This is a genomic window from Citrobacter europaeus, from assembly GCA_020099315.1.
GTDB lineage: Bacteria > Pseudomonadota > Gammaproteobacteria > Enterobacterales > Enterobacteriaceae > Citrobacter > Citrobacter europaeus.
This window is the reverse complement of record CP083650.1, coordinates 2,618,397-2,641,421: the sequence shown is the minus strand read 5'-3', so window position 1 is coordinate 2,641,421 and position 23,025 is coordinate 2,618,397. Positions and strand designations below refer to the sequence as shown.

Genomic DNA, 23,025 nt, shown 5'->3' with positions numbered 1-23,025 from the left:
CAGCATTCAGGCCGGGCAAACGGGATTTAGAACTTCAACGACCCCTGCATATACAGCGTGCGCGGTTGGCCTGTGTAGATGCCTTTGTTGTTGTCGTCGTAAGAGCGGGTGAAATACGCCTGGTCGAAAATATTTTTCACGCCGAACGCCAGATTCAGGTCTGCCATCTGCGGACCAAAGTCATAGGCTACGCGTGCGCCCCAGAGCATGAAGCCAGGGATGCGGCCGGTGCTGCCGTCGGCGCTCTCTTTAACGGTATTGGCGTTATCCGCAAACTGGCTGGACTGGAAATCGCTGTTCAGGTTGAAGGTCCAGTTGCCCGGCTTATAGTCCACGCCCAACGTGCCTTTGTGTTTCGGCGAGAAAGGCACCTGATTGCCGTAGGTATCGCCTTTCTCACGAATCTCGGCATTCACATACGCATAGCTTGCGTAGATCGACACGTCGTCGAGCGTTGGCGTCAGCGTGCCGAGGTCATAGCGGGCCTGGGTTTCCAGCCCGGTATGGCGCGTTTTACCGCGTGCGGTAACGGTGTCGTTGGTCTGGTTAGAATCGTACTGATTATTAAAGTTAATCAGGAACAGCCCCATTTCCGCTGTCAGCGCGCCATCGTCGTATCGGGTTCCAAGCTCCCAGGTTCGCGCTTTTTCCGGTTCCACATTGCCGCTTTGCACAGCCTTGCCAATTTGGCTGTACTGTACGGTGCCGAACGAGCCTTCGGTGTTTGCATAAAGATTCCAGCTGTCAGTCAGGTGATAGAGCACGTTTAGCGCCGGAAGTGGGGCGTTATAGCTCACTTCCTCATGTGTGCCTTTGATGGCGTTGTTCTGATATGACTCGATATGTTCAAAGCGCATACCCGGTGTGATAGTCCAGTTGCCGACGTCGATTTTGTCATCCAGATACCAGGCGTGCGCTTCGGTGCCGGAACGGGTGTCGCGATCGTAAGGGCTGGCGTTGGACGGCAGTTGTCCGCTGCTGGTGGCGGTGTAGTAACGCATTTCATGGGTCGACTCGCTCACATAGCGGTAACCTACGCCCACTTCGTGCGCGGAAGAGCCCATCATAAAGCTCTGACTGTAGCGAGGTTCGATGCCGCGTACCCAGTAGTTACGCGGTGAAAGGGTGAGGCGTTTGCCCTGTTCCAGATATCCGCTGCGTAGGGTTTCGGTGTAGAAGCCCTGAATATTGAATTTATGCTGGCTGTCTGGCTGGAACTGATAGCCGAGGCTTGCCAGCTTGCGGCGTCCCCAGAAGCGATCGTAAGGGCGTGTGGATTGCCAGCGATCGGCGTTGTAATCCGCGCGAGACAGGCCACCGGGCATGTCGGCTTCACCGTCGTAGTATTGCAGCAGGCTGTTGAAGGTATGCACTTCGTTTGGCGCATATTTGCTTTTCAGCATCAGGTCGTCGATGCGCGTCGCGCTGTGTTCGCGCCAGTCGCTGCCGCGAGTGCCGGAGTATAGCAGGGCGGTACCAAAACCGTTATCTGCCGTACCGCCCATCATCAGGTTGTGTGTCTCTTTTGGATTATTCTGTGAGGACGTTGGGCTGAGCTGGCCTTCCACGCCGGCTTCGATACCGAAGTCTTGCGGAATAGCGCGGGTGACAAAGTTCACCACGCCGCCCACGCTCTGCGGCCCGTAACGCACTGCTCCACCGCCGCGTACCACGTCGATGGCGTCCATATTTCCGAGCGAGACGGGTGCCAGTGAAAGCTGTGGCTGGCCGTAAGGGGCAAACGGCACGGGAATACCGTCCATCAGTACGGTTGATCGACTGGCGAGGCGCGGGTTCAGACCGCGAATACCAAAGTTCATTGCCAGATCGTGGCTGCCGGTACCGTTGTTTTCCGGGGCGGTGACGCCAGGAATGCGGTTCAGCACCTCGCGCATAGTTGTTGCACCGGTTTTGGCGAAATCCTCACGGCGGATAACGTCACGCGCGCCAGCATGTTCGAATACGTCGTTTTCGCGCGCATCTCCCAGCCAGTCGCCCACTACGGTCAGAGCATCTTCTTGCGGGGTTGGCGCAAGCTCGAGCGTCCAGCTGTTATTGCCCAGCGATTTCACCTGCAGGCCGCTACCGCTCAGCAGGTGTTGCAGACCAGTTTGGACGTCGTAGTCACCGTGAAGACCGTCACTCTGTTTACCGCGCGTCAGGCTGGCGTCAACCGACAGGGTAATTCCGCTGAGCGCGGCATACTGGTTAAGGGTTTTGTCGAGCGAACCCGGAGCGATATCAACCTGTGCTGCGAAGGCGGATAACGATAACCCGGCCAGCGGCAGCAGGCTCAGGCGAATGGCGTTAACCAAAGGTGTTGTTTTGCGAAAAACGCGTAAAGGCGTCATACCTTCTCCATCATCATTTTTGTTGTGTTCAGCTATGAGTCGAACGAGAAGGGGAAAAAGGACAATCGAAATGAGAATTATTTTTCTTACAATGCGGAAATATTTACCCAGTATCGTGTAACTGACTGAATTTTCACTGGAAGGGTCTGGGCAATCACATCCAGGATCGCATCAGTATTTTTCAACGGGAAAGTTCCACTCAGGCGCAGTCCGGCCAAAGCCGGATCGCAACGCAGCACGCCGTTGCGATAACGGCCGAGCGCGGCAATCACTTCACCCAGCGGTTTATCACTGAAGCTCAGAACGCCCTGGGTCCAGGCGGCGTTGTCATCATCCGCTGAAGCTATCGCACCAAACTCAGACGCGCTAAACAGCAGACTCTCACCAGCGTTGACGATGCGTTTTTCCTGCGGACGGTTTGCCAATATGACTTCAACAGCGTGCTGTTGAACGGTGACGCGCGTGGCGTTGTCCTGCTGGAAGACGGTAAATTTCGTGCCTAAGGCGGTGAGCTGACCCTGGCGGGTCATCACCCGGAAAGGCCGACGCTGGGCGTCTTTTGCCGTGGTAATGGCAATTTCACCGTACCAGAGGTGAACAGCGCGCTGTCGCGTATCAAAACGAACATCTGCGGCGCTTTGCGTGTTGAGCGTCAGCAGCGAGCCATCGTCCAGCCGCTGATGGCTGACCGCGCCTTTGGCGGTGCGGTAGTCGGCGCGCAGCCCTTCACCGGCTTCAGATTGCCAGAGCTGCCAGCCGCCGCCCACGCCCAGCAGCAACAGTAACCCTTTCATGACGTGGCGACGGGTAAGGCGCGTATCGTGCAATGCCCGGCTGGCGACATCGCCCGGTACGTGGCTGAGTTGGCTGCGCAGGTTTTCAACCTGTTGCCATGCCCACTGATGATCTTTGTCCTCTTCATACCATTGTTGCCAGCGCGCTTCCTGCTGTGGGCTGACGCGCTCGCCGCTCAATACGGCATACCAGTGTGATGCCGATCGCAATGCCTGGCGGCGAGAATCGGTAATAGAAGCGTTCACAGGCCGTGCTCCAGACGAAACAGCAAACAATGTTCGATAGCCTTTGCCATATACTTTTTCACCGAGCTGACGGAAATACCCAGCTTCAGCGCGATCTCGCTGTATGTCAGACCATCCAGTTGCGAAAGCAGAAACGCTTCGCGTGTTTTGCCATTCAGTCCGTCAAGCATGCTGTCGATGAGTTGCAGGGCTTCGAGCTGGCTTTCCCGTACCTCGGGCGAAGGTGCCAGCCCCTCAGGCATAAGCGCCAGCATCTCCAGATAGGCTTTCTCCAGCGCGTGTCGGCGAAACAGGTCGACCATCACTCGTTTGGCGATAGTGCACAGGAAGGAGCGAGGATCGCGGATTGCCGAGAGCGTGTCGCTGCCCATTACCCGTAGAAAAGTGTCCTGGGCAATGTCATCTGCATCAAAGGCGGACTGGAGTTTGCGCGTCAGCCAGCTTTTCAGCCAGCCGTGATGTGCGCCATAAAGCGACTCGAGCGTAAATGAAGCAGTGGTAGTGGCGTGGTCAGACATGCGGAGTGCATCAAAAGTTAATTATCACTCGGTCATATTAATATGAGAATGGTTATCATTACAATTAGAAATATAAATTGTATACCGCTGGGGGTTTTAATATGTTGTTTTTTAAGAAAAATAGTTTCAGAGACACCTTAACATGAGCGGAGACTGCTATTTCGTCCTGACCTGACGACCAGAAAGCAGGATCACTAAATCTTCCACAAGCCCAAAACACCATAAATATGATCTGACAGGTACATATATCAATGTGACTGTCTCTGCCAGATCAATTACGCCTTACTATAAGAAAAATAAGCCGATTCCTGTATTATGCACTTAAGCTAACAATGATTAGGAGGCATAAACTGAAAGGAGTTCTTTAGCTGCCAGTTGACCAAGTGCATTAGCCGCAAAAGGACTGTCCCCAGTGAGCACCTTACGATCCTTGTAAACACTTCCTTTAATGTCCTCATTAACAATGTTCATCCCCATTTGCTTAAGCGCTTCGCCAAAATACCATGTGAGGTGACCAGGCATATAACCTATAGCAGGCGTCTGCTTATCAGCTGAATCAGGGAAAGCACAAATAGAATATCCTTTAAGAGGGTTATCGCCATTACGTAGCGAAAGGAATGCTGCAGGGCCATGGCAAAGGGATATGACGAAGCGATCATTGTTCATGAACCAGCGAAGGGTATCGGCTACTTCGCTGCTTTCTGGCAGTCCAATCAGTGCGCCGTGGCCACCAGGAATAAACACGGCAGCATATTCACTTTGCTCGTTCAGGCTACTCAATATATTGGACAATTTTTCAGGATTTTGAAACTTAGCCCTATACCCGCTGAAAAATGGCATAATTTTTTCATCCTTATGCGGCATGGCCCAGTATTCGAACTTGGTCATGTAACCTGATATTGTCGCAATGTCAAAATCAAAACCGGCGGCATGCAGGTGATACATTGGAATCAGCGTTTCAACAGGATGGTTTCCCGTTGAGAACAGAGCCCCGCTATCAGTCATCAGGTAACGCTCATCCGCAGCGATGACCAGCACCTTTTTCTCTCCCATGTACTGTTTGGGATAGTTGTAGTCACTAAGGTCAGATACTGGGCTGGTAAACTGACTCAGAGAATAGTCAGAAGGGAAAAATGCGTTTTCTTCAGCATGATCCACTTTCGGGTGTTTACTTTTATCATCTGTCATTACGTATTCCTCGTTGATTGATGTTAACTCTCTTTCCAGGGTCTGAATTCGCCGTTTTTTTCCATTAAAAGCCTTCCGTTTAGTTCACTTCAGCCCGGTGCATGCTTTCAGCGAATGGCCTCTACATGAACGAAACTGAAAAATAGGCTACAGTCAGAACCACACCATAAAGCAACTTCTCTCATATGTTGTTTCAGAGAATTCAGACCGCCCTCAGATATTCTTCATCTGAAGAATAGTATTTATAGTTATCCTGATCACATCTGAAAGCGATTGTTGCTTATACCGGGCGCATGACAGAGCCAATACCTACTGGTTGGGTAACAAGCAGGTACGTATACCCATTTATGATAGTGAATTAGCACCCAGGTTCAGGTGATTGTAAAACTGCTGCTCCAGTTTCAATTCCAGTATTGAACGAATCTCAGATGCCAGGTTCTTATAAAATCCTGAAAGCTCATCATTCTTGCACAACAAAACAATTTTGCGACGCTCTTTGGGTTTATTGATCTGAATGATCTTCAGTGAGTCAGAGAAAGCTGGAAAGGTGGTAATAAATAACGGCGTAGTCAACGTCCATCCGTACCCGCAGGCAATTAGCTTTAAAATCTCATCAGCATTATCAATTTCAAACTGAATTGAAGGGGAGAAATTCTGCCATTTCAGCCAGTTGAGTGTCTGGATCCCTGTTGGCGTATTTTTGGTATAAGCAATGTAATTCCGTTGCTTACATAATTCTTCCAATTCTGTTTCCGGCCATCCTTTTGGGCAAATACAGAGGAATTCCTCCTCAATCAATGGGTACATTTTAACATTGGGCGGCATTTCCGTATGCAACATCGTTACAGCCAGATTAATATCCCCCTTATTCAGCGCCAGGAGCAATCCTGATGCTGTGCCAGTTACCTGTAAAATATGCTTCACCTGTGGTTGCAGGAACTTAAGGATATCCAAACCAACAGTTTTACTAATTGAATCCACAAAACCAATTTTCAGATGTGAGATATGTCCATCGCTTATAGCATTGATATGTTCTTGAAGGTGGACACCGTTATCAATAATTTTTTTCCCAAGTGGGTAGAGAGCCTGCCCGGCTATTGTCATCTGGATTGGGCGTTGAGAACGGTTAACCAGAGCAGTATTTAAGGCGAGTTCCAGGTTCGCAACCTGCTGTGAAATTGATGACTGGGTTACGCTAAGTTTCTTGGCTGCAGCTGTAAATGAGCCTGTATCTATCACGGCCAGAAATGCCTGTAATTGCTTAAAGTCGAAGTTGATATCCTTCATTTACACCCCGGATTATTACTGTTTTTAATAGTATCTATCTAACTTTTAAATGGTATTTTTTCTTTGAGCTACTTCAAACTATCTGTCATATCGGTAATTTAATGTATTGGCAACCTTAATACACAAGAGATAGAAAAATGCGTGAAGAGAAGGATCTATTAGGAACTTTAATGGTGCCAGACGAGGCTTACTACGGTATTCAAACACAACGTGCGGTGCTGAATTTCTCAGTGTCAGGAAAAACCGCAGGAGAAATCCCACACTTTTTATGGTCTATCGCCGTAATCAAGCAGGCAGCAGCACAGGCTAACAGACAAATTGGTGCTCTGGATCAACAGAAGGCATCAGCCATCGTTAAAGCGTCAGAGGAGGTAATGGCCGGAGATTATGATGCCCATTTCCCTATTGATATATTCCAGGGGGGAGGTGGCACTTCAACTAACATGAATATGAATGAAGTGGTCGCAAACCGTGCCAATGAGATTATCACTGGCAAACGTGGATATGATGAGATTCACCCGAATACCCACGTTAATATGGGACAGTCGACCAATGACGTCATTCCAGCGGCGATGAAAATGACCAGCCGTATGAATATAAATCAACTGTTAGTTCAATTAGAAAGACTTGAAGACGTGTTGTCAGAAAAAAGTTGCTTGTTCGCTGACAAGGTAAAGTTGGGGAGAACCTGCTTACAAGATGCAGTGCCGATGACGTTTGGCCAGCAATTTGGCGCTTATCGCACGCAGGTCAGTAAACTTAAAGCGAAAATGGTGGAAGTAAGCGAAGAAGCATTATTTTTACCGTTGGGAGCAACAGCAATAGGTACAGGATTATCCACTCACGAAGGATATCTTCCGGCAGTTTATCAGTGGCTGGAAAGTATTACTGGAGATAAATATGCCCCAGAATCAGATTTCTTCGATGGTCTCCAACATGGTGATTTCTATATTGAATTTTCCTCGCAGCTAAAAAAAATAGCTGCATTTCTCTCAAAAATGGCTACTGATTTTCGTATTCAGGGTTCAGGACCAAGAGCCGGTTTTAATGAAATTATTGTTCCTGCTGTTCAACCCGGCTCGTCAATTATGCCGGGAAAAATTAATCCAGTGATGCCTGAATTGATAAATCAAATTGCGTATCAGGTAATTGGCAATGACCTGACGGTGACGATGGCTGTTGAGGGGGGGGAACTGGATCTGAACGTGTGGGAACCGGTATTGTTGAAAGCTCTCTTTGAGTCCTGCTCGTTATTGAGTAAAGGTATACCCTTATTTATTGATAACTGCCTGAAGGATATAGCGATCAACGAAGAAGTGAGCACGCGTTATGCAGAGGAAAGTACGGCGCTTTCGACCATCATCGCAACACTGTTTGGCTATCAGGTTGGGTCCAGAATTGCTAAGGCTGCGTATCAGCAGCAGACCAGTGTAAAACAGGTCGTGTTAGCAGAAAAGCTGCTGACGCCAGAACAGGCAGATTATTTGCTTGACCCAATGAATATGACTGACCCACAAAAAAGTACAGCAGTAATTAAACGGTATAAAAAGGAAATGAATATTTCGTAATCAACCGAAGTTATAAACAACTCACTTTAACTTAAGGTAATGAATAATTATATTCATTACCTTTACATCCCTTTTGCGTGAATTATAATTTTAAACAGGTCAAATATATGGTGATTTTACATATCGCTTTATTGCTAGGGACTATCATGCTTGCCGCCCGTTGGGGAGGGATTGGCGTAGGGTTCGCTGGTGGGGTTGGATTAGCAATTGCAGTTTTTATTTTTGATGTTCCGGTTGGGAGCCCGCCTGTCGACGTTATGCTCATTATTCTGTCTACTATTGTAGCGCTCTCTGCAATGCAACAGGCTGGCGGAATGGATTATTTAGTAACTGTGACAGAGAAGTTATTACGCAATAATCCAGGTTATCTTAATATTCTTGCGCCAACTGTGACCTTTATCCTGACAGTACTTTCCGGGACAGGTTATACCGCCATGTCTGTCATGAATGTGATTCAGGAAGTTGCAAAAGATAACGGCATCAGACCCAGTCAGCCATTAAGCTCTGCTGTTGTAGCCTCACAGTTAGGGATTACAGCCTCACCAATCTCTGCCGCCACGGCAATTATGTATGGTACAGTAGAGGTAATGGGAGTCAGTTTTGCTGATGCTATGTTGATTGTTTTCCCCACCGCTTTTTTTGCTGTGTTGGTTGCAGCTTTCATCGCCAGTAAACAGGGCGAAAAACTGGCTGATGATCCCGTTTGTAGGAAAGTTATGCAGGAAAATAAAGTCGTTATAAATAAACATGTCAGCTATGAGACTCCCGCCAGCGCTAAATCATCGGTAGTGATATTCCTGATGGGTGTTTTATTTGTGGTTTGTATGTTGATGTTTAAGTCAGTTGTTGGGCACAAAATTAACTCCCGCGATTTAATAATCATTACCATGTTTGTTGTTTCCACGGTCATTATCTTTATATGCAAGTTGGATATGAAGGAGCTGAAGAATTCACCTATATTTAAATCTGGTGCTGAATCATTAGTAGTGGTATTAGGTATTGTGTGGTTAAGCAGTACGCTTATTGGCGCACACATTGACGAGATAAAAATACAAGCCAGTGATATGTTGCGTTTATATCCTGGATTACTTGCAGTTGTTTTTTTCTGTACCAGTGCAATGTTATTCAGTCAGGGGGCAACGTGTGCCTTATTAATGCCTATTGCTGCTTCTATTGGGATTAGTGCTGATGCAATTTTGGCCAGTTTTGTCGCAGTTAGCGCACTTTATCTCACTAATATTTATCCAACAACTGCATTTGCTATTGCAACCGATGATACAGGTTCATTTTCAAGTAAACGATGGAATGGTTCTAAGATAGTTAATCATCCATTCTTTTTGCCGGGCTGTATCTCTATAGTGGTTGCGGTACCAGTCGGTTTCATTCTGGCAAAAATCATTCTTTAACTAATATCATTTCTAAGCAAGTTCAGGACATGCCAGGATGTAACGCAGAATATTTCATCATCTCCAGACTTATCATGACAGAATATTTTAGCGGGTTAAAGATAACTAACTTTTACTGTATTTGACCAATAAGCTGCGTGTCAGCTTCTGATAACTCCCGGCGATAGTAATTCGTCGGGAGCTATCTTTATTTATCGAAAAGGGTGTTATCAGCGCTCAGAATACCGGTAAACCCAGACCTTGCTTCACTTCTCTTAATGTCTGCTGCGTAACTTCGTGCGCCTGTTCGCTTCCTTTTTTGAGCATCGCCATCAGCATGCCTTTATCCTGGATGTAGGTTGCCCGCCGCTCGCGCATCGGGGCGATAAGCTCTTGCAGGCACATCTCCAGCTCGTTTTTACATGCCCGGTCACCCAGTCCACCGCGCTGATAATGCGCTTTCATCTCAGCCACTTTCGCTTTATCCGGATGAAAAGCGTCGAGGTAAGTGAATACCATATTGCCGTCAATTTTCCCCGGATCGGAGACTTTTAGATGATTAGGGTCGGTGTACATTGCGCTGACCGCATGATGAATAGCCTCTTCGCTGGCGGATAAGAGTAATGTGTTACCGAGCGATTTAGACATTTTGGCATTACCGTCAATCCCTGGAAGGCGGCTGGTTTCACTCAGTAACGCTTTACAGTGCGACAAGACGGGGGCTGGTAACAGGCTATTCATCTTATGTACGATCTCATTGGTCTGTTCAATCATTGGCAACTGATCGTCGCCGACGGGAACCACTTCGGCTTTGAAAGCTGTAATATCTGCTGCCTGACTGATGGGATAAACCAGAAAGCCAACCGGTAACGAGCGGGCAAAACCTTTCTGCGCAATTTCGTTTTTGACTGTGGGATTACGCTCCACGCGAGATACGGTGACGATGTTCATATAAAGAGTGGTCAGCTCAGCGAGGGCGGGCAGTGCCGATTGCAGACAAATGGTAGTGAGTGAAGGGTCTATACCAGCGGCGAGGTAATCGGCCAGTACTTCGGGAATATTGTCCCGGATCTTTTGCGGCGTGCTGCCGTTATCGGTTAGCCCTTGCAGGTCAGCAACCAATATAAACTGCTGATAATCATGTTGCAGAATAGCACGCTGGCGCAGAGACCCAACATAGTGGCCAAGATGCAGCGGGCCGGTGGGACGATCGCCAGTGAGGATGATGGTTTTGTTGTTCATGTAAGACTCCTTAATCATAAAACCGAAAGGGGTCTTTAAATGCAAATAACCGCCTTTCGGCGGTTATCTAAAAATGGGGAAAACACATTCTGACCGCCTTTAAGAAGGCAGCCACCACTGGTTGTAATTAAAAGCGGTGATATCGTGTTTTATGTTCATCCAGTTAACATATCACCGCCTGGCGCAGAGGTAAAGCAATGCACGTAATGCCGGCGTAACTCAGCTTGCTTCCAGCATGCCAAAGCTAACGATGCGCGAACGTCCCAACTCTTTAGCACGGTACAGCGCGACATCTGCGGCGCGCAGCAGGTTGTCGCTCTGGGCGTGCTGTGGATAACTGGCAACGCCGATAGAGACATCGACGTGACCAATGTCAGAGACGCCAAAGCGCAGCGACAGCTCGCGTACGCCGTTGTAGATATCCGTTGCAAAGCGGTTAGCGGCCTGTTCATCCGTATTAGCCAGCAGCACCAGAAATTCTTCGCCGCCGTAGCGGAAGGCCATGCCGCTGTCGTGGACAACGCGTTGAATAGTCGCCGCGATACTTTTTATCACGCTATCGCCTGCCTCATGACCAAAGCGGTCGTTAATATTTTTGAAATGGTCGATATCGATCATCAGGCAGCTTATCGGCTCTTTGTTACGTACTGCCTGGCTCATTTGGGTGCGTAGCGTATCTTCCAGATGGTGACGGTTGCGCAGTCCGGTTAGCGGATCGTAGAGCGCTTTCTCCAGCAACGCATCGCGCAGGCGCTGGTTGGCTAACGCCAGACCGAGTGCTTCCGCCATCAGCTCCAGATACGCCCGTGAGGGAGCAGAATCTTTGCTGAGGTTCTGGAATGAGAGCAGACCAATGGCTTCACCCTGGGCAATCAGTGGCACGCACAAAGTGTGCTGCTGGCATGACTCCGGCAGATGGTAGCAGGCGATATCGGGTTCGCCTTGCACCGGGGGATGGCTCTGACCACGGCGCACAGCCCAGCACTCGTCCGGGTGGAAAGCGTCTGCTTTGCCCTGTGGTGAAAGCCATTGCGCAACGCAGCGCATCTGCCAGGGTTCCCGGTCCAGTATGTAAAGTCGCCCGGCAATACCCGGGGCAATATTTGGCGCAAACAGCTCGGCCACATTAATGACATCGGCAAAACTCTCGCAGCCCTGCAAACGTTGAGTCATGCGCGCCAGCAGCTCGCGGATAGCCCAGTCGGCATCTCGTTCTTTCTCCAGTCGTTGTCGTACCAGGCCGTTTTCGCGAAAAATTCGGATCGCCTGCGCCATATCGCCGATTTCATCGATCTGGTTAAAGCTGGGCGTTTCCACGGCGTAATCCTGCGACGCCAGACGGTTAACCACATCGCTCAGCCGTACAACGGGGCGCAGTACGCGGCGTTTTAAAATAAAGCCGAGGACAAACAAAAATAGCAGTGCCGTTAGCCCGACCATCACTTCCGAGGCCGTACGTAGCGTGCGCGATGCCTGGGTAGCATCTTCAATGGTGTCGCGTACGCGGTTGTCGAGCAACTGACGGAAATGGTCTATCCGATCCTGGGCGCGCTCCAGCTCTTGTTCATAAGTTTTCCCGTACAGCAGGGCGATGGCCTGCGACTCTTCTCCGCGCGCGACGCTGGCAAGCGCCGTAGCTTGTTCATCCTGCAGGGCATCAACAATCTGTAGTCCTTCATGCAACAGCGCCAGCTCTTCATCCGTTGCCCCGATGTCTTTTAGCTTCGACAACCGCTGTTCCACCGCTTTTAGCGATGCTTCTTTCTGGCGGTAGGCATTAAGTGCCTCAGGATCTTTTGCAATAACATATTCGCGAGCCAGATCGGACAGCGACCAGGCGTCGAGCTCTACTTCTTCGGTCATCTGATCGAATTGGTATCGCTGCTCCACCACCTGGCGTTCGGTGTTATCGGCGCTGGAGGCCATCAACATGACAACGCCGGAAGCTATGGTCAGACATACCGTCGCGCTGTAGGCCCAGTTGGTGATTGTGGCAATTCGCACTGATTAGTTCCTTCTGCGACGATTAATGAATACGCATGATTGAAATTATAGGAAACGTATGATTTTGCGTGAAAATAAAAAAGGCGGTCCGAGGACCGCCTTCTGTTATCGTCCTGCCATCATAAATCTGGAGGATTTTTTCCTTCTTCCATAAAGGCTTCGTCGATTCCTTCCACGTTACCTGCATGGTCACGCCCGGAAAACAGGTTCCAGCAGGTGATGAACAGTGCGGCAATCAGGGGGCCAATCACAAAGCCGTTAATGCCGTAGATCTCCATGCCGCCGAGGGTGGTAATCAGAATCAGGTAGTCCGGCATTTTGGTGTCTTTCCCCACCAGCAGCGGGCGCAGGATATTGTCCACCAGCCCGACGATAATCACGAAGAAGCCTACGATAAACAGCCCTTGCCACAACTGGTGCGTAGCGAAGAGAAATATTGCCGCTGGTACCCAGACGATTGCTGAGCCGACGGCGGGTACGAGGGATAGAAACGCCATCAGCGCGCCCCACAGAACGCTGCCGTCGATATCAACAATGGCAAACGCGATGCCGCCAAGGATACCCTGAACCAATGCCACTACCGCCGTGCCCTTGACCGTTGCCCGCGTCACCCCGACGAACTTGGCAAACAGGTGCTGTTTGGCAAAATCAGAAAGCGGTAATGAGTCCAGAATCTGGCGCACCAGGTACGGTCCGTCCTTCAGTAAGAAGAACAGTAGATACAGCATGATGCCAAAGCTAATAGCAAAGCCGAATGTTCCTTTACCAATGAGGAACGCGCTGCCTGCGAGGTACTGTCCACCCTGCAGGACAATGTCGGACAGTTTTTTCTGAATCTGCGCGACGTTATCCAGATTATGTTCTGCGAGGAAACTTCTGGCCCAGTCAGGAAGATAAGAAATAATGGCGGTGACCACTTCGGGAAACTGAGTGTCGTTTTGTTGTAATTTGGCATATACCACGTTCAGCTCAATAGCTAACGAGGAGAGGATTATCATCAGTGGGATAAAGACAATCAGACAAATGATGCCGATGGTGAGCAGTGACGCCAGCCCGTTGCGTTCCCCAAGCGCCGTGCGCAGTCTGTTTTTCACCGGGTTAAAGATAGTGGTCAGGATTGCGGCCCACAAAATGGCGGAAAAGTAGGGGGACAATACATCGAAGAATGCCCAGGTCACGAGGGCAAGTATGAAAATGAAGAAACCTTTAGTCAGTCCGTTAAATCGCATTAGTGAACCCTGTAATGAGAAGCAGTCACGACTATAGAACCGTTCAGAGGAATTACCAACTTTAGCTGCAGATATTAAGAAGAAAGATGACAAGGCATGAGCGGACGCCCTGTCATATGAAGGTTCTTTCCTGGCTTTTAAAGGTCAGCAGCGAAGGTCTGCTGCGAGCGAGGAGCAGAAGTTCGCATGACCTGCTCCCTGTTGATTAGTACACCCCGATGTTAGTAATGTCTTCATAAACCACCAGCGGAATGTCAGCACTGCTTCCTCGATGGAAGGGCCGGGAGGGTAATTAAAAACCATTATTTTGCACTATCAAAATTTGTACTAATTTTATGGTTAAGTTGCCTCCATCCGGAGATTCTTATGAGCATGCGTTTCTCGTTTATCACCAAGGTTGCCTTAGTGATAGGTCTCATATTGTCAGCATTCTGGGGAATAAATAGTTATCGAAAGAGCCTTATTCCCGAATCAATGGTTCATAATTCCAGGCTAGAAGTATTAGCGATTCCAGGCTCTACGCTTAGTAGCATAATTCGTGGGAATGGAACTGCAGAGGAAATGCTGGATCTCATTGAGACAGGGAAAAATGCTATGTCGAAATATCCCCACGAGACGCCTCCTGGTATTGGAAACATAGATAGGGTCGTTCATCTCCCGGTAGTGACTGTGGATGCTAAGCCTCGCTGGAGCACTCGTAGCTCTATGCTGCCGTCCATTGTGACACATACTGTAGCTGAAGAAATGCCTTCAATATGTGGAGAATGCACTCCAACGTCAGCTTCTGAAGAAGAGCCAATGATACAAAACTCGCGCAATAGTCCGGGGCTCCAAATTGGAGGCGAAACACTTGGTGTCGAGATTCCTACGCCTAAAGCATCTATACCTTGGCACCAAGACGCAACCGCGATAATCCGCTCAGATGTTGAGTCGGCGGTACGCCCAACAAGGCAACAGACCTCAACAAACATCGATTTTCCATCAGCAGCAGTTACGCAAGCGCCCACTAAATCAACAAATAGCTCAATCACTCGCCCTATCGTCTCGGCCATGAATGAGCCAGAGCAGGATGAGCCAAACTATGAACGGCCAATTAAATATACGGCATCAATTGGATACCCCGCCACCTATGAACTGAACAACCAATTTACTGTTTCTGTCGCTGTTACCAAGGGGGATAATCCTAAGGTTACACGCGATAAAATCCGGGATGTTAGCGTCAAAGGCCATAATATTGTAGATGAGACGCCTTTAATGGCATCAGCTAAAAAGGTGCAGGCAACGCTATTGTATGACAATTTACGGAGGGAACCTGTCGAGACGGTTATACAGCCGGTTTACAAAGACTACTCGACACTATGGACATGGAGAATCACTCCAGACAAAACGGGTGCACACACTATTACCATTCTAGTTAACACTGTTCTACCAAATGACCAGCCGAACGCTTCAATCACCAATGAATATGAGGTTATTATTACTGAAAGCATGTGGAGCAAGGTCAGTCGTTTCTTAGGCCCTCTAATTCCGGAAGTGCTCAAATCTGAAATAGTAAGCAAATTGGTTTATGCGCCACTTCTTGCTTTCATTGTGTGGCTGGTACGGCGGATTTGGCGTTCGATTCGTCGTAAGAGAAAACAAGCTGTCGCAAGGAGGGAGGAGACTTCTTAGGCTTTATCGAGACGGTGCCCCTGCTGGGTTCTAACTGGCTACCTATCGATTATGAGCCGACAACTCTCACCACTGAGCTAAGGGGCCAAGAGGTTATGGCTTATCTACTTCGGAGAGCACTGACGATTTCAGCAAAACCCAATACAACAACGATAACTATGGCTAGTGTAATCCCTGGGTTCTTGTCCATGACACTCTAATAAGGGGCAGTTTGGATATCGAAAATTATTGTACGTTAAGGTGAGTTTTGTATCTCTGAGCTGTGGTAGCGCTTGACTACTTTGATGATCTCTGCGGCGCTAAAGGAGCGAGAGTAGTATCTTGTTATATTCATGATTTATGCATTTCATTTATCATGGAATCGAATTGATTGAAATCCTCAAAAAACAGCTTTTCTGGATCTTGAGTTTCATTTTCGTACTCATCAAAATAGTATCTAGGATACCAGTCCTCCATTACAAAAGTATGAGGGCGTATGTCAAGATGAGCTACCAGATAGGGCATTTTACCCATAAAATAATCTCTTTGATGTGCAGTGACTAATTCATAGGCATATATAATGCATTTTCTATATTCCCGTATAAACCCCTTTAACATTTCCGTGGCTGTCGCATAACAAAAATTAAGAGAAAACGAGTGCCCATTCATTTGCTGAATTTCTCTATTCCTTTCATACCATTCAGATAGAGGTTTAGGCTCTTTATTAAGCAAATATTTTGAAAGGAGGGTATAATATTCGTAGTTCTGTATAAGATGATATTGGATAGCCGTTGAACATATTTCATCTTTATATCTTCTACTACATATCAGCAACAAAGGCCCAAGCCCAGGATACGACATTAGGCACTTCTCTATAGCACTTTCAATTTCAGGCCACTTTTTCTCTCTAATATAAGACAGAATAAAAAGAGCAATTCCTGCTTTGGATGTGTTATTTTTTCTATTAAAACTTAAAGAGAACGTTTTTGTCGATCCTTTATAATGTCCGCACCTTTGATCATGTGCTATATTACACCAATAAACCTTATTGTTTGATAAACTAACAAGAAGAACAAAAACAGGAACAGGAAGTCCAGTCCAATAGTTTAAGGTGGATCTTTTAATGCCACCCAAACTAAAAACGTCGTTAGAAAAGTGAATTTTTTCAGTGGTTTTAACTTGTAAAGCAACTAAATCACCTGTTACTAATCCATTTCCCTTAACGATCTCTACATATAAATCAATTCCATAATCTCGCTCTGTCATTTCACGGATAATCCATTCCTTTGGTAAGGATTTTGAAACTAAATCTAAAGAACTTTTTTCCGATATATGTGTTTTAATTCGTTTTGGGAAGTCCATGTTCACCTTAATAAATATTCTGTTATTATTCCTGGCACCCAGGCTTAATAACAATTAAACCTGTCTTTTTAAACTCAAAGAGCAAGGTAATACATTGCTACTTTGAAAAATCACCATAAGCTATATGGTATAACAGATATTTTTTTAAACTACAAATATGAGTTGACTCGTTTAATTGGCATTAGTAGCCACTAGATGTGAACCTATCTAATCAGTACCGTATTGTAACCTGGCAAAAGGTCATGAATGTCTGCTGTTGGCACGAAACGGACAGCCTGATGCATCGCAAGGTCTACTTCGAGCGGGAAGCGGATATAGAATAAGGGATTGACAAATTCCTCACACCAATGGTTGTATGATGCAACTATTGTTGCAGGGTAATGCTCATGATTTCTGAACTAAGTAACATACAAAACATACGTGCGGCATCACGCTTAATGGTGCGAGAGCTTGGGTTCATGAACCAAAACCTGGCTGCAACCGACTATCCTCCTTCAGCAGTTCACGCCATGCTTGAAATTGAAACACATGGGTCATTGACAGCCGCTCAATTGGTCCAGATCTTGGGGCTAGAGAAGTCCAGCGTTAGCCGCATGCTCGCTAAACTTGTTGAAGCCGGAGAGCTTAAAGAAGCTCCTTCTGCTGAAGATGCGAGGACAAAACGGCTAAGCCTTACCGGGAAGGGCATGGAGACCGTACATAGCATCAATACTTATGCTGACGAACGTGTCGGAGCAGCACTTGGTAAGCTCGATCCGTTTACACAGCAAGCTGTATTACAAGGTCTTTCTTCCTATGCCAACGCGTTGAAAGCCTGTCGTGAAAGAAACGAGGGTAACCTGCGTAACAGCGTAAAAATAGTCACGGGTTATCATCCCGGTATGATAGGTCGTATTACTGAAATGCACGGCGGCTATTACGCCAGAGAACATAACTTCGGCAGTTTTTTTGAAGGGAAGGTTGCCGCAGGTCTTGCTGATTTTTCTGGTCGCCTGGACAAGCCATGTAATCAGATTTGGCTGGCAATCGTGAATGAGCGCATAGTCGGCTCAGTTGCAATTGACGGTGAGGATCTGGGGAATAATGAGGCGCATCTGCGCTGGTTCATCCTTGACGATGGGTGTCGTGGCAGCGGACTGGGTAGAAAACTTATTGGCGAAGCGATGAGATTTTGTGATGAGCAGAGATTCTCTTCGGTTCAATTGTGGACATTTAATAAACTTACTGCGGCAAGACGATTGTACGAATCATTCGGATTTGAATTATCGAAAGAATGGGAAGGCGATCAATGGGGTAATACTATTACTGAGCAACAGTTCACTCGAAAGGCATCTTAAAACCGCTAACCACTTCCCCTGGCGGCCAGGATTTTTTGAGCACTTGCATCTATCAGTTGAACTCACAGCAGATAACGTACGCTATGATTTAATAGTGAAACCGTTATGTTTTTTCCCGAAAAGGGTCGTCAATAAACGAGGGGGTCGTTATGAACACTCAACCTGTCATCGGGATTAGTGGATGTTTAACCGGTTCAGCCGTGCGTTTCGACGGTGGGCATAAACGGATGGGGTTTGTGATGGATGAGCTGGCTCAGTGGGTGACTTTCAAACCTGTCTGCCCGGAGATGTCCATCGGTTTGCCTGTACCACGTCCCGCGTTGCGCCTGGTTCAAACCGCACAAGGGAATATCCGCATGTGTTTTAGCCATGCGCCAGGTGAGGATGTCACCGATAAAATGTCCGATTTCGCTGCTTCATATATCGATGGACTTGGCGGTCTGTCGGGTTTTATTGTCTGTGCTAAATCACCAAGCTGCGGTATGGAGCGAGTGAGGTTGTATGACGAAAAAGGAAATCGTGGCCGAAAAGAGGGCACTGGCCTGTTTACCGGCGCATTGATGGAAAGCTACCCGTGGTTGCCAGTCGAAGAAGATGGCCGTTTGCACGATCCAGTGCTGAGGGAGAACTTTGTCGAGCGAGTGTTCGCGTTACATGAGCTTAATAGGCTGCGGGCCGATGGTCTTACTCGTCACGGCTTACTCAATTTCCACAGTCGCTATAAGCTTCAGCTTCTGGCCCATCACCAGGCAGGTTACCGGGAGATTGGTCCATTCGTTGCATCGCTCCATCAGTGGGATGATCTGGACGCTTTTTTTGTGGCTTATCGCGAAAAGCTCATGGCAATCCTTAAAAAGCCCGCCTCGCGGAAAAATCACACCAACGTACTGATGCATATCCAGGGCTACTTCCGCGATCGGTTAAACACCCGCCAGCGCGGAGAGTTACGTGACGTTATCCTCAACTATAGCGGCGGGCTGCTGCCAATACTGGCGCCACTGACGCTACTCAAGCACTATCTTGCTGAATACCCGGACAGCTATTTGCTTACCCAGAACTATTTTGATCCTTATCCGAATGATTTAGCACTACGGTTGATGATCAAGTAGCCTGATAGCGAATCAACATGGGGCCGATATAACCATGTTTGCGAAGGTTATCCTTGCGATCCCGCAGGGATAACGCTCGCGGTATGCAGATGAGAAAAAACGCGGCCCTGTATCCACGAGTAAATGTGTCGTCCGTGATTTAACCGTTTCTGATTTCCTCATCAATGCAAGGCTGAGGTTTGCCAAACAGATATCCTTGTGCAAAATCGCAGCCCAGTGCCTGAAGACTTTCAAGTTGCTCCTGCGTTTCAACACCTTCTGCGACAGCCTTCATATTGAGGGATTTCGCCATGCCGGTGATCAGTTTGATGATATTAAGGGCGTCTTCCTGTGTGGATATCGAATGCACAAAGGATTTGTCTATTTTGATTTTATCGAAGGCAAGTCTGCTGAGGCGCGAAAGAGACGAGTATCCGGTACCAAAATCATCGATGGAAATTTTCACGCCCAGGGCTCTGAGCTTATTAAGCGTGTTCATTGGTGTCGTACTCTCAGTAAAGAGAGAAGACTCTGTCACTTCCAGTTCGAGGCGGTCCGGTGGAAGTCCTGTTTCTTTCAGAATGGTTAACACGATGCCGGCAAAGCCTTTGCTGCTTAGCTGAACAGGGGAGACATTGACCGAAATCTTAGCCGGAACCGCCCAACACGCCGCCTCCCTGCAGGCAATTTCAAGCACCGCTTTCCCCATCTCATTAATCATTCCTGTTTTTTCAGCAACAGGAATAAAGCTATCAGGCGACAGCAGACCTTTTAGAGGATGAATCCAGCGAATCAGCGCTTCATAGCTGTAAATTTTCTGGCTGAAAGAATCGACAATAGGCTGGTAATAGACCACGAATTCTTTGTTCACTATTGCCAATGCCATATCATGCTCAAGCGTTCTGCTTTCTTGCAGCTTTTCTAACATGCGTTGCCGAAAGACTTTTATCTTACCTGAGCCTTCATTTTTGGCCTCATACAGGGCCAAATCGGCAAATTTATAAAGATAGTCGGAGCGACGTTCAGTTTCTGAGATAACGATGCCAACACAGGTAGTTATGTTGATAATCGTGTTGTAAATAGTGTAGGGCTGGCTGATAAAATCACTTATTTTCTGGGCTCGTGAAACGGCCCGGCTTTCTGTCAGACCGCTCGACAGAAACGCAAACTCATCCCCTCCTAAGCGATACAGGGTATCCGAAGTCAGGCTCATCGAAATCAGACGGTCTGATATCTGGCGCAATAACATATCACCAGCATCATGACCATACGTATCATTTACCTCTTTGAATCGATCTAAATCGAACAACATCACGGTCACAGCATCGTTATTTTTTTCTGCTATCTCGATTGTTTTATTTAAATCGCTCCAGAATAGCTGGCGGTTATTCATCTCGGTAAGAGAATCATGGTAGACGTCATATTCCAGTTTAGCATTCTGGATTTGTAGCTTTTCTTTAGATTTCTGCAGTTCTTGGGCCAGACTCTTGACCTGAAGGTGCGCCCGCAGAATATTTCTGTTTTGATAGAAAATGAGCACGCCCAGAATCGCACTGAGTATTATCAACAATACAGAGGTAGCTGAGTAAATATAGTACAGCGTTTGAATTTTTTGGTTGGCGTTATTGATCGAGTTAACATCCTTGTTTAAGGCACCGGATGAAAGACGGCCAAGTGGTGCATCCAGAGCATGCATTTTTTTCAGATATGCCTGGAGTGCTGAACGATTCATACTCTCAAGATTAACATCCAGATAACTAAGAGTATTTTCAAGTTTTACCGCCAGCTCACGGTGGGCTATATTGCTTTCTATGTAGCGCCCCAGGTCACCTTCTTTTATCAAATCACTCTGGCTGAGCATAATGTCGAGACGCATACGTACATCATCGAGATTCATCGTATCATCGATAGTGTAAAGACCAAGCAACGATTCAAATCGGTAATATTGTGATACCAACTGAGCAGCAGACCAGGAATCGGTGTAATGAGTCAGTTTCTGTAGCTCTTGTTGTCGTTCATGTACGAGGAAAGAGATATACCCGGTAGATATAAAAAGAAAAAAGATGATGCCAGCCAGTATTCTGTTCATGATGTTCCTCTGAACGCTTACTCAATATCCATACTACTGACCTGCCATGCAGACCTTGAATAATAAATCTGATTATTCAGTTCTGGCATGCTGTCATAGGGGTACACAATGAATAGCGGGCCTTTGTCACGGATGCGCATATATTTTCCGTTGATTTTTAAAGCAAGGATAGCATTGTATTTTTTGAAATCACTGAGAGGGATAACGGTGGTGTAGTCATTGAGCGCAGTGACCTTCACAACAGAGCCATTCGCCCCGACATAATCCATGATTTTTTGAAGTGGAATACCCGTAAAAGTAGTGCGTCCATTATACCAAGGGGAGGTGGTCTGGAAGCTGACCATGCCGAGCTTCTCGAGGCTGGCGGTATCAAAAACGGCTTTCCCATCAGCATTTGTATTTTCAATATTACCCGACAGCGTTAAAAGAACTTTACCGGTGGGCCTGGAAAGTTCACCTGCCCAAAGCTGGGTGGAGAGTACAAAGCTTACCAACATGACCATTAACCGCATTCTTACCTCACCAATCAGCCGGATGTAAAAGAATTATAATTTAGATATCACGCTATTTATATATATTGCATAGGTATTATTGGTGCAATAAGTTCAGTATTTTTTAAATTCTTTTAAATCAGTGGGTTAGTTGTTATTTGTTCTATTGTGAAGCATTAGCAATGCTGGTGGTGTTATTTGAGTAAAGCTAAATTTCACTGTGTACGTACAAAAATAAGTCATCTATTTACTCAGCGCCAATAAATACGCACGAAAATAAAGGTTTATTTTTTCACTGCAGCGGGATTTGGTTGTTTACTGGTGGATAACTATATCGGACACGAAATCGGGCACGAAGCCGCCCTTAGTATAGCGGGAGCGCTTCGTGTCGGTAATCAAGAGCAGACATTCTATGCTGCGGCAAGTGTGGTCTATCTGAACCCGTTTATTCACCCGCCTGAACTGACTGACGGGCATACAGATAAGCGGTAGCCCTGGAAACGCCCAAATGCTGCGCGACGGTATCCATAGATTTTCGTACGTTAAGCAAACCGTCTTTGCGTAATTGTTGAATCAGTCGCTTACGGTCTTCAGGTTTAAGGGCGCGGGCCGTTGTGGCGCGCTTAGCCGCAAAGTCATCGATACGCTGGCGGATGACTTCATTACTACCAGGATCGATATGTTCCTTAACAGGCGAGTCTGCGGTTTCAGTAAAACGCGCGAGGGCGCTCTGCATGCCACGAAACAGCGTCATATCCACATTCAGACACAGTGCTGCTACGTATATGCCTTTTTCATCCTTGATGCCTATGGACGTGCTTTTCACCGGGCGGCCATCGGCAAACTGGTTGCTGTAGTTGGCAATGATACTGGGAAATTCAGGCGATGCGATTCTGGCCAGGCCAAGCTCTGTTGCCGGCTGGCCGGGTTCACGTCCTGACAGGTTATTATGGATGGATAAAATGGCATGTTCAGGATTTTTGAGATCATGAACCACCACTTCGCAAAATGGAGAAAAGGTCTCACTCAAGCCCCTGGCGATAGTATCAATTTGGCAGAGAAGTGAGTTGTTGTCGGTTTTTGGCATGCCAGTCTCCTGCGGTGATGCCTGTTGCCACGATTGCGAGCAGTTTACAGTGAGCTGGGCCCGCTTTTCCAGACGGGAATGTACAGACAATAGTAAGGTATCCGCTTAG

17 protein-coding genes are annotated in these 23,025 nt (G+C 47.4%); 5 read left to right on the top strand and 12 right to left on the bottom strand.

Translation table 11 applies throughout. The annotated features are described in order from the left end of the window. Positions 1 to 26: 26 nt before the first annotated feature. The 5 genes from fecA to LA337_12455 form a co-directional block, all read right to left on the bottom strand. Complete coding sequence (fecA, locus tag LA337_12475; GenBank protein UBI14026.1) at positions 27 to 2,351, bottom strand: Fe(3+) dicitrate transport protein FecA; 2,325 nt, start codon at positions 2,349 to 2,351, stop codon at positions 27 to 29. Between the two features lie 86 nt (positions 2,352 to 2,437). Next, positions 2,438 to 3,391 carry a fec operon regulator FecR gene (fecR, locus tag LA337_12470; GenBank protein UBI14025.1) on the bottom strand — a complete coding sequence of 318 codons (954 nt, stop codon included), beginning with the start codon at positions 3,389 to 3,391 and terminating at the stop codon, positions 2,438 to 2,440. Beyond that, a complete protein-coding gene (locus LA337_12465; GenBank protein UBI14024.1) occupies positions 3,388 to 3,909 on the bottom strand; it encodes a sigma-70 family RNA polymerase sigma factor in 522 nt (173 codons plus the stop codon). Before LA337_12465 ends, fecR begins: the two co-directional genes overlap by 4 nt. Positions 3,910 to 4,245: 336 nt before the next feature. Continuing rightward, positions 4,246 to 5,097, bottom strand: a complete 852-nt coding sequence (hchA, locus tag LA337_12460) for a protein deglycase HchA (protein ID UBI14023.1) — start codon at positions 5,095 to 5,097, stop codon at positions 4,246 to 4,248. 345 nt (positions 5,098 to 5,442) lie between these two features. Continuing rightward, entirely contained in the window at positions 5,443 to 6,384 is a 942-nt protein-coding gene (locus LA337_12455) for a LysR family transcriptional regulator (GenBank protein UBI14022.1), read from the bottom strand. Positions 6,385 to 6,521: 137 nt separating this feature from the next. Here LA337_12455 and LA337_12450 point away from each other — a divergent pair, with 137 nt between their 5' ends. Then, entirely contained in the window at positions 6,522 to 7,952 is a 1,431-nt protein-coding gene (locus LA337_12450) for an aspartate ammonia-lyase (GenBank protein ID UBI14021.1), read from the top strand. Between the two features lie 107 nt (positions 7,953 to 8,059). Beyond that, a complete protein-coding gene (locus LA337_12445) occupies positions 8,060 to 9,358 on the top strand; it encodes an anaerobic C4-dicarboxylate transporter (GenBank protein UBI14020.1) in 1,299 nt (432 codons plus the stop codon). 216 nt (positions 9,359 to 9,574) lie between these two features. Here LA337_12445 and trpS read toward each other — a convergent pair whose 3' ends face one another. The 3 genes from trpS to LA337_12430 form a co-directional block, all read right to left on the bottom strand. Further along, positions 9,575 to 10,579, bottom strand: a complete 1,005-nt coding sequence (gene trpS / locus LA337_12440) for a tryptophan--tRNA ligase (protein UBI14019.1) — start codon at positions 10,577 to 10,579, stop codon at positions 9,575 to 9,577. 219 nt (positions 10,580 to 10,798) lie between these two features. Further along, a complete protein-coding gene (locus tag LA337_12435) occupies positions 10,799 to 12,583 on the bottom strand; it encodes a diguanylate cyclase (protein ID UBI14018.1) in 1,785 nt (594 codons plus the stop codon). A gap of 119 nt (positions 12,584 to 12,702) precedes the next feature. Further along, a complete protein-coding gene (locus LA337_12430; GenBank protein ID UBI14017.1) occupies positions 12,703 to 13,812 on the bottom strand; it encodes an AI-2E family transporter in 1,110 nt (369 codons plus the stop codon). Positions 13,813 to 14,178: 366 nt separating this feature from the next. Between LA337_12430 and LA337_12425 the strand changes: the two genes are divergently transcribed. Next, entirely contained in the window at positions 14,179 to 15,483 is a 1,305-nt protein-coding gene (locus LA337_12425) for a hypothetical protein (GenBank protein UBI14016.1), read from the top strand. 330 nt (positions 15,484 to 15,813) lie between these two features. Here the strand turns inward: LA337_12425 and LA337_12420 are convergent, their stop codons facing one another. Further along, positions 15,814 to 16,824 (bottom strand): DUF4365 domain-containing protein, encoded by a 1,011-nt coding sequence (locus tag LA337_12420; GenBank protein ID UBI14015.1) that lies wholly within the window; start codon positions 16,822 to 16,824, stop codon positions 15,814 to 15,816. A 386-nt stretch (positions 16,825 to 17,210) separates the two neighbouring features. On the opposite strand from LA337_12420, the gene LA337_12415 reads away from it, so the two are divergent. Both LA337_12415 and LA337_12410 read left to right on the top strand, forming a co-directional pair. Further along, positions 17,211 to 18,161 (top strand): bifunctional helix-turn-helix transcriptional regulator/GNAT family N-acetyltransferase, encoded by a 951-nt coding sequence (locus LA337_12415; protein ID UBI14014.1) that lies wholly within the window; start codon positions 17,211 to 17,213, stop codon positions 18,159 to 18,161. A 149-nt stretch (positions 18,162 to 18,310) separates the two neighbouring features. Next, entirely contained in the window at positions 18,311 to 19,270 is a 960-nt protein-coding gene (locus LA337_12410) for a DUF523 and DUF1722 domain-containing protein (GenBank protein ID UBI14013.1), read from the top strand. Positions 19,271 to 19,409: 139 nt separating this feature from the next. Here the strand turns inward: LA337_12410 and LA337_12405 are convergent, their stop codons facing one another. The 3 genes from LA337_12405 to LA337_12395 all read right to left on the bottom strand — a co-directional run bounded on the left by LA337_12405 (position 19,410) and on the right by LA337_12395 (position 22,916). Further along, complete coding sequence (locus tag LA337_12405; GenBank protein ID UBI14012.1) at positions 19,410 to 21,338, bottom strand: EAL domain-containing protein; 1,929 nt, start codon at positions 21,336 to 21,338, stop codon at positions 19,410 to 19,412. Positions 21,339 to 21,355: 17 nt separating this feature from the next. After that, the gene (locus LA337_12400; GenBank protein UBI14011.1) at positions 21,356 to 21,850 is read right to left on the bottom strand and encodes a molybdopterin-dependent oxidoreductase; all 495 of its coding nucleotides are present in this window, start codon (positions 21,848 to 21,850) and stop codon (positions 21,356 to 21,358) included. Positions 21,851 to 22,274: 424 nt separating this feature from the next. After that, the gene (locus tag LA337_12395; protein UBI14010.1) at positions 22,275 to 22,916 is read right to left on the bottom strand and encodes a PAS domain-containing protein; all 642 of its coding nucleotides are present in this window, start codon (positions 22,914 to 22,916) and stop codon (positions 22,275 to 22,277) included. Positions 22,917 to 23,025 lie beyond the last annotated feature (109 nt).

What these genes read in the sequence shown, in the direction of transcription:
- fecA (UBI14026.1), bottom strand. Translation starts at nt 2,351, where the DNA reads ATGACGCCTTTACGCGTTTTTCGCAAAACAACACCTTTGGTTAACGCC.
- LA337_12465 (UBI14024.1), bottom strand. Translation starts at nt 3,909, where the DNA reads ATGTCTGACCACGCCACTACCACTGCTTCATTTACGCTCGAGTCGCTT.
- hchA (UBI14023.1), bottom strand. Translation starts at nt 5,097, where the DNA reads ATGACAGATGATAAAAGTAAACACCCGAAAGTGGATCATGCTGAAGAA.
- LA337_12455 (UBI14022.1), bottom strand. Translation starts at nt 6,384, where the DNA reads ATGAAGGATATCAACTTCGACTTTAAGCAATTACAGGCATTTCTGGCC.
- LA337_12450 (UBI14021.1), top strand. Translation starts at nt 6,522, where the DNA reads ATGCGTGAAGAGAAGGATCTATTAGGAACTTTAATGGTGCCAGACGAG.
- LA337_12445 (UBI14020.1), top strand. Translation starts at nt 8,060, where the DNA reads ATGGTGATTTTACATATCGCTTTATTGCTAGGGACTATCATGCTTGCC.
- trpS (UBI14019.1), bottom strand. Translation starts at nt 10,579, where the DNA reads ATGAACAACAAAACCATCATCCTCACTGGCGATCGTCCCACCGGCCCG.
- LA337_12430 (UBI14017.1), bottom strand. Translation starts at nt 13,812, where the DNA reads ATGCGATTTAACGGACTGACTAAAGGTTTCTTCATTTTCATACTTGCC.
- LA337_12425 (UBI14016.1), top strand. Translation starts at nt 14,179, where the DNA reads ATGAGCATGCGTTTCTCGTTTATCACCAAGGTTGCCTTAGTGATAGGT.
- LA337_12420 (UBI14015.1), bottom strand. Translation starts at nt 16,824, where the DNA reads ATGGACTTCCCAAAACGAATTAAAACACATATATCGGAAAAAAGTTCT.
- LA337_12415 (UBI14014.1), top strand. Translation starts at nt 17,211, where the DNA reads ATGATTTCTGAACTAAGTAACATACAAAACATACGTGCGGCATCACGC.
- LA337_12410 (UBI14013.1), top strand. Translation starts at nt 18,311, where the DNA reads ATGAACACTCAACCTGTCATCGGGATTAGTGGATGTTTAACCGGTTCA.
- LA337_12405 (UBI14012.1), bottom strand. Translation starts at nt 21,338, where the DNA reads ATGAACAGAATACTGGCTGGCATCATCTTTTTTCTTTTTATATCTACC.
- LA337_12400 (UBI14011.1), bottom strand. Translation starts at nt 21,850, where the DNA reads ATGCGGTTAATGGTCATGTTGGTAAGCTTTGTACTCTCCACCCAGCTT.
- LA337_12395 (UBI14010.1), bottom strand. Translation starts at nt 22,916, where the DNA reads ATGCCAAAAACCGACAACAACTCACTTCTCTGCCAAATTGATACTATC.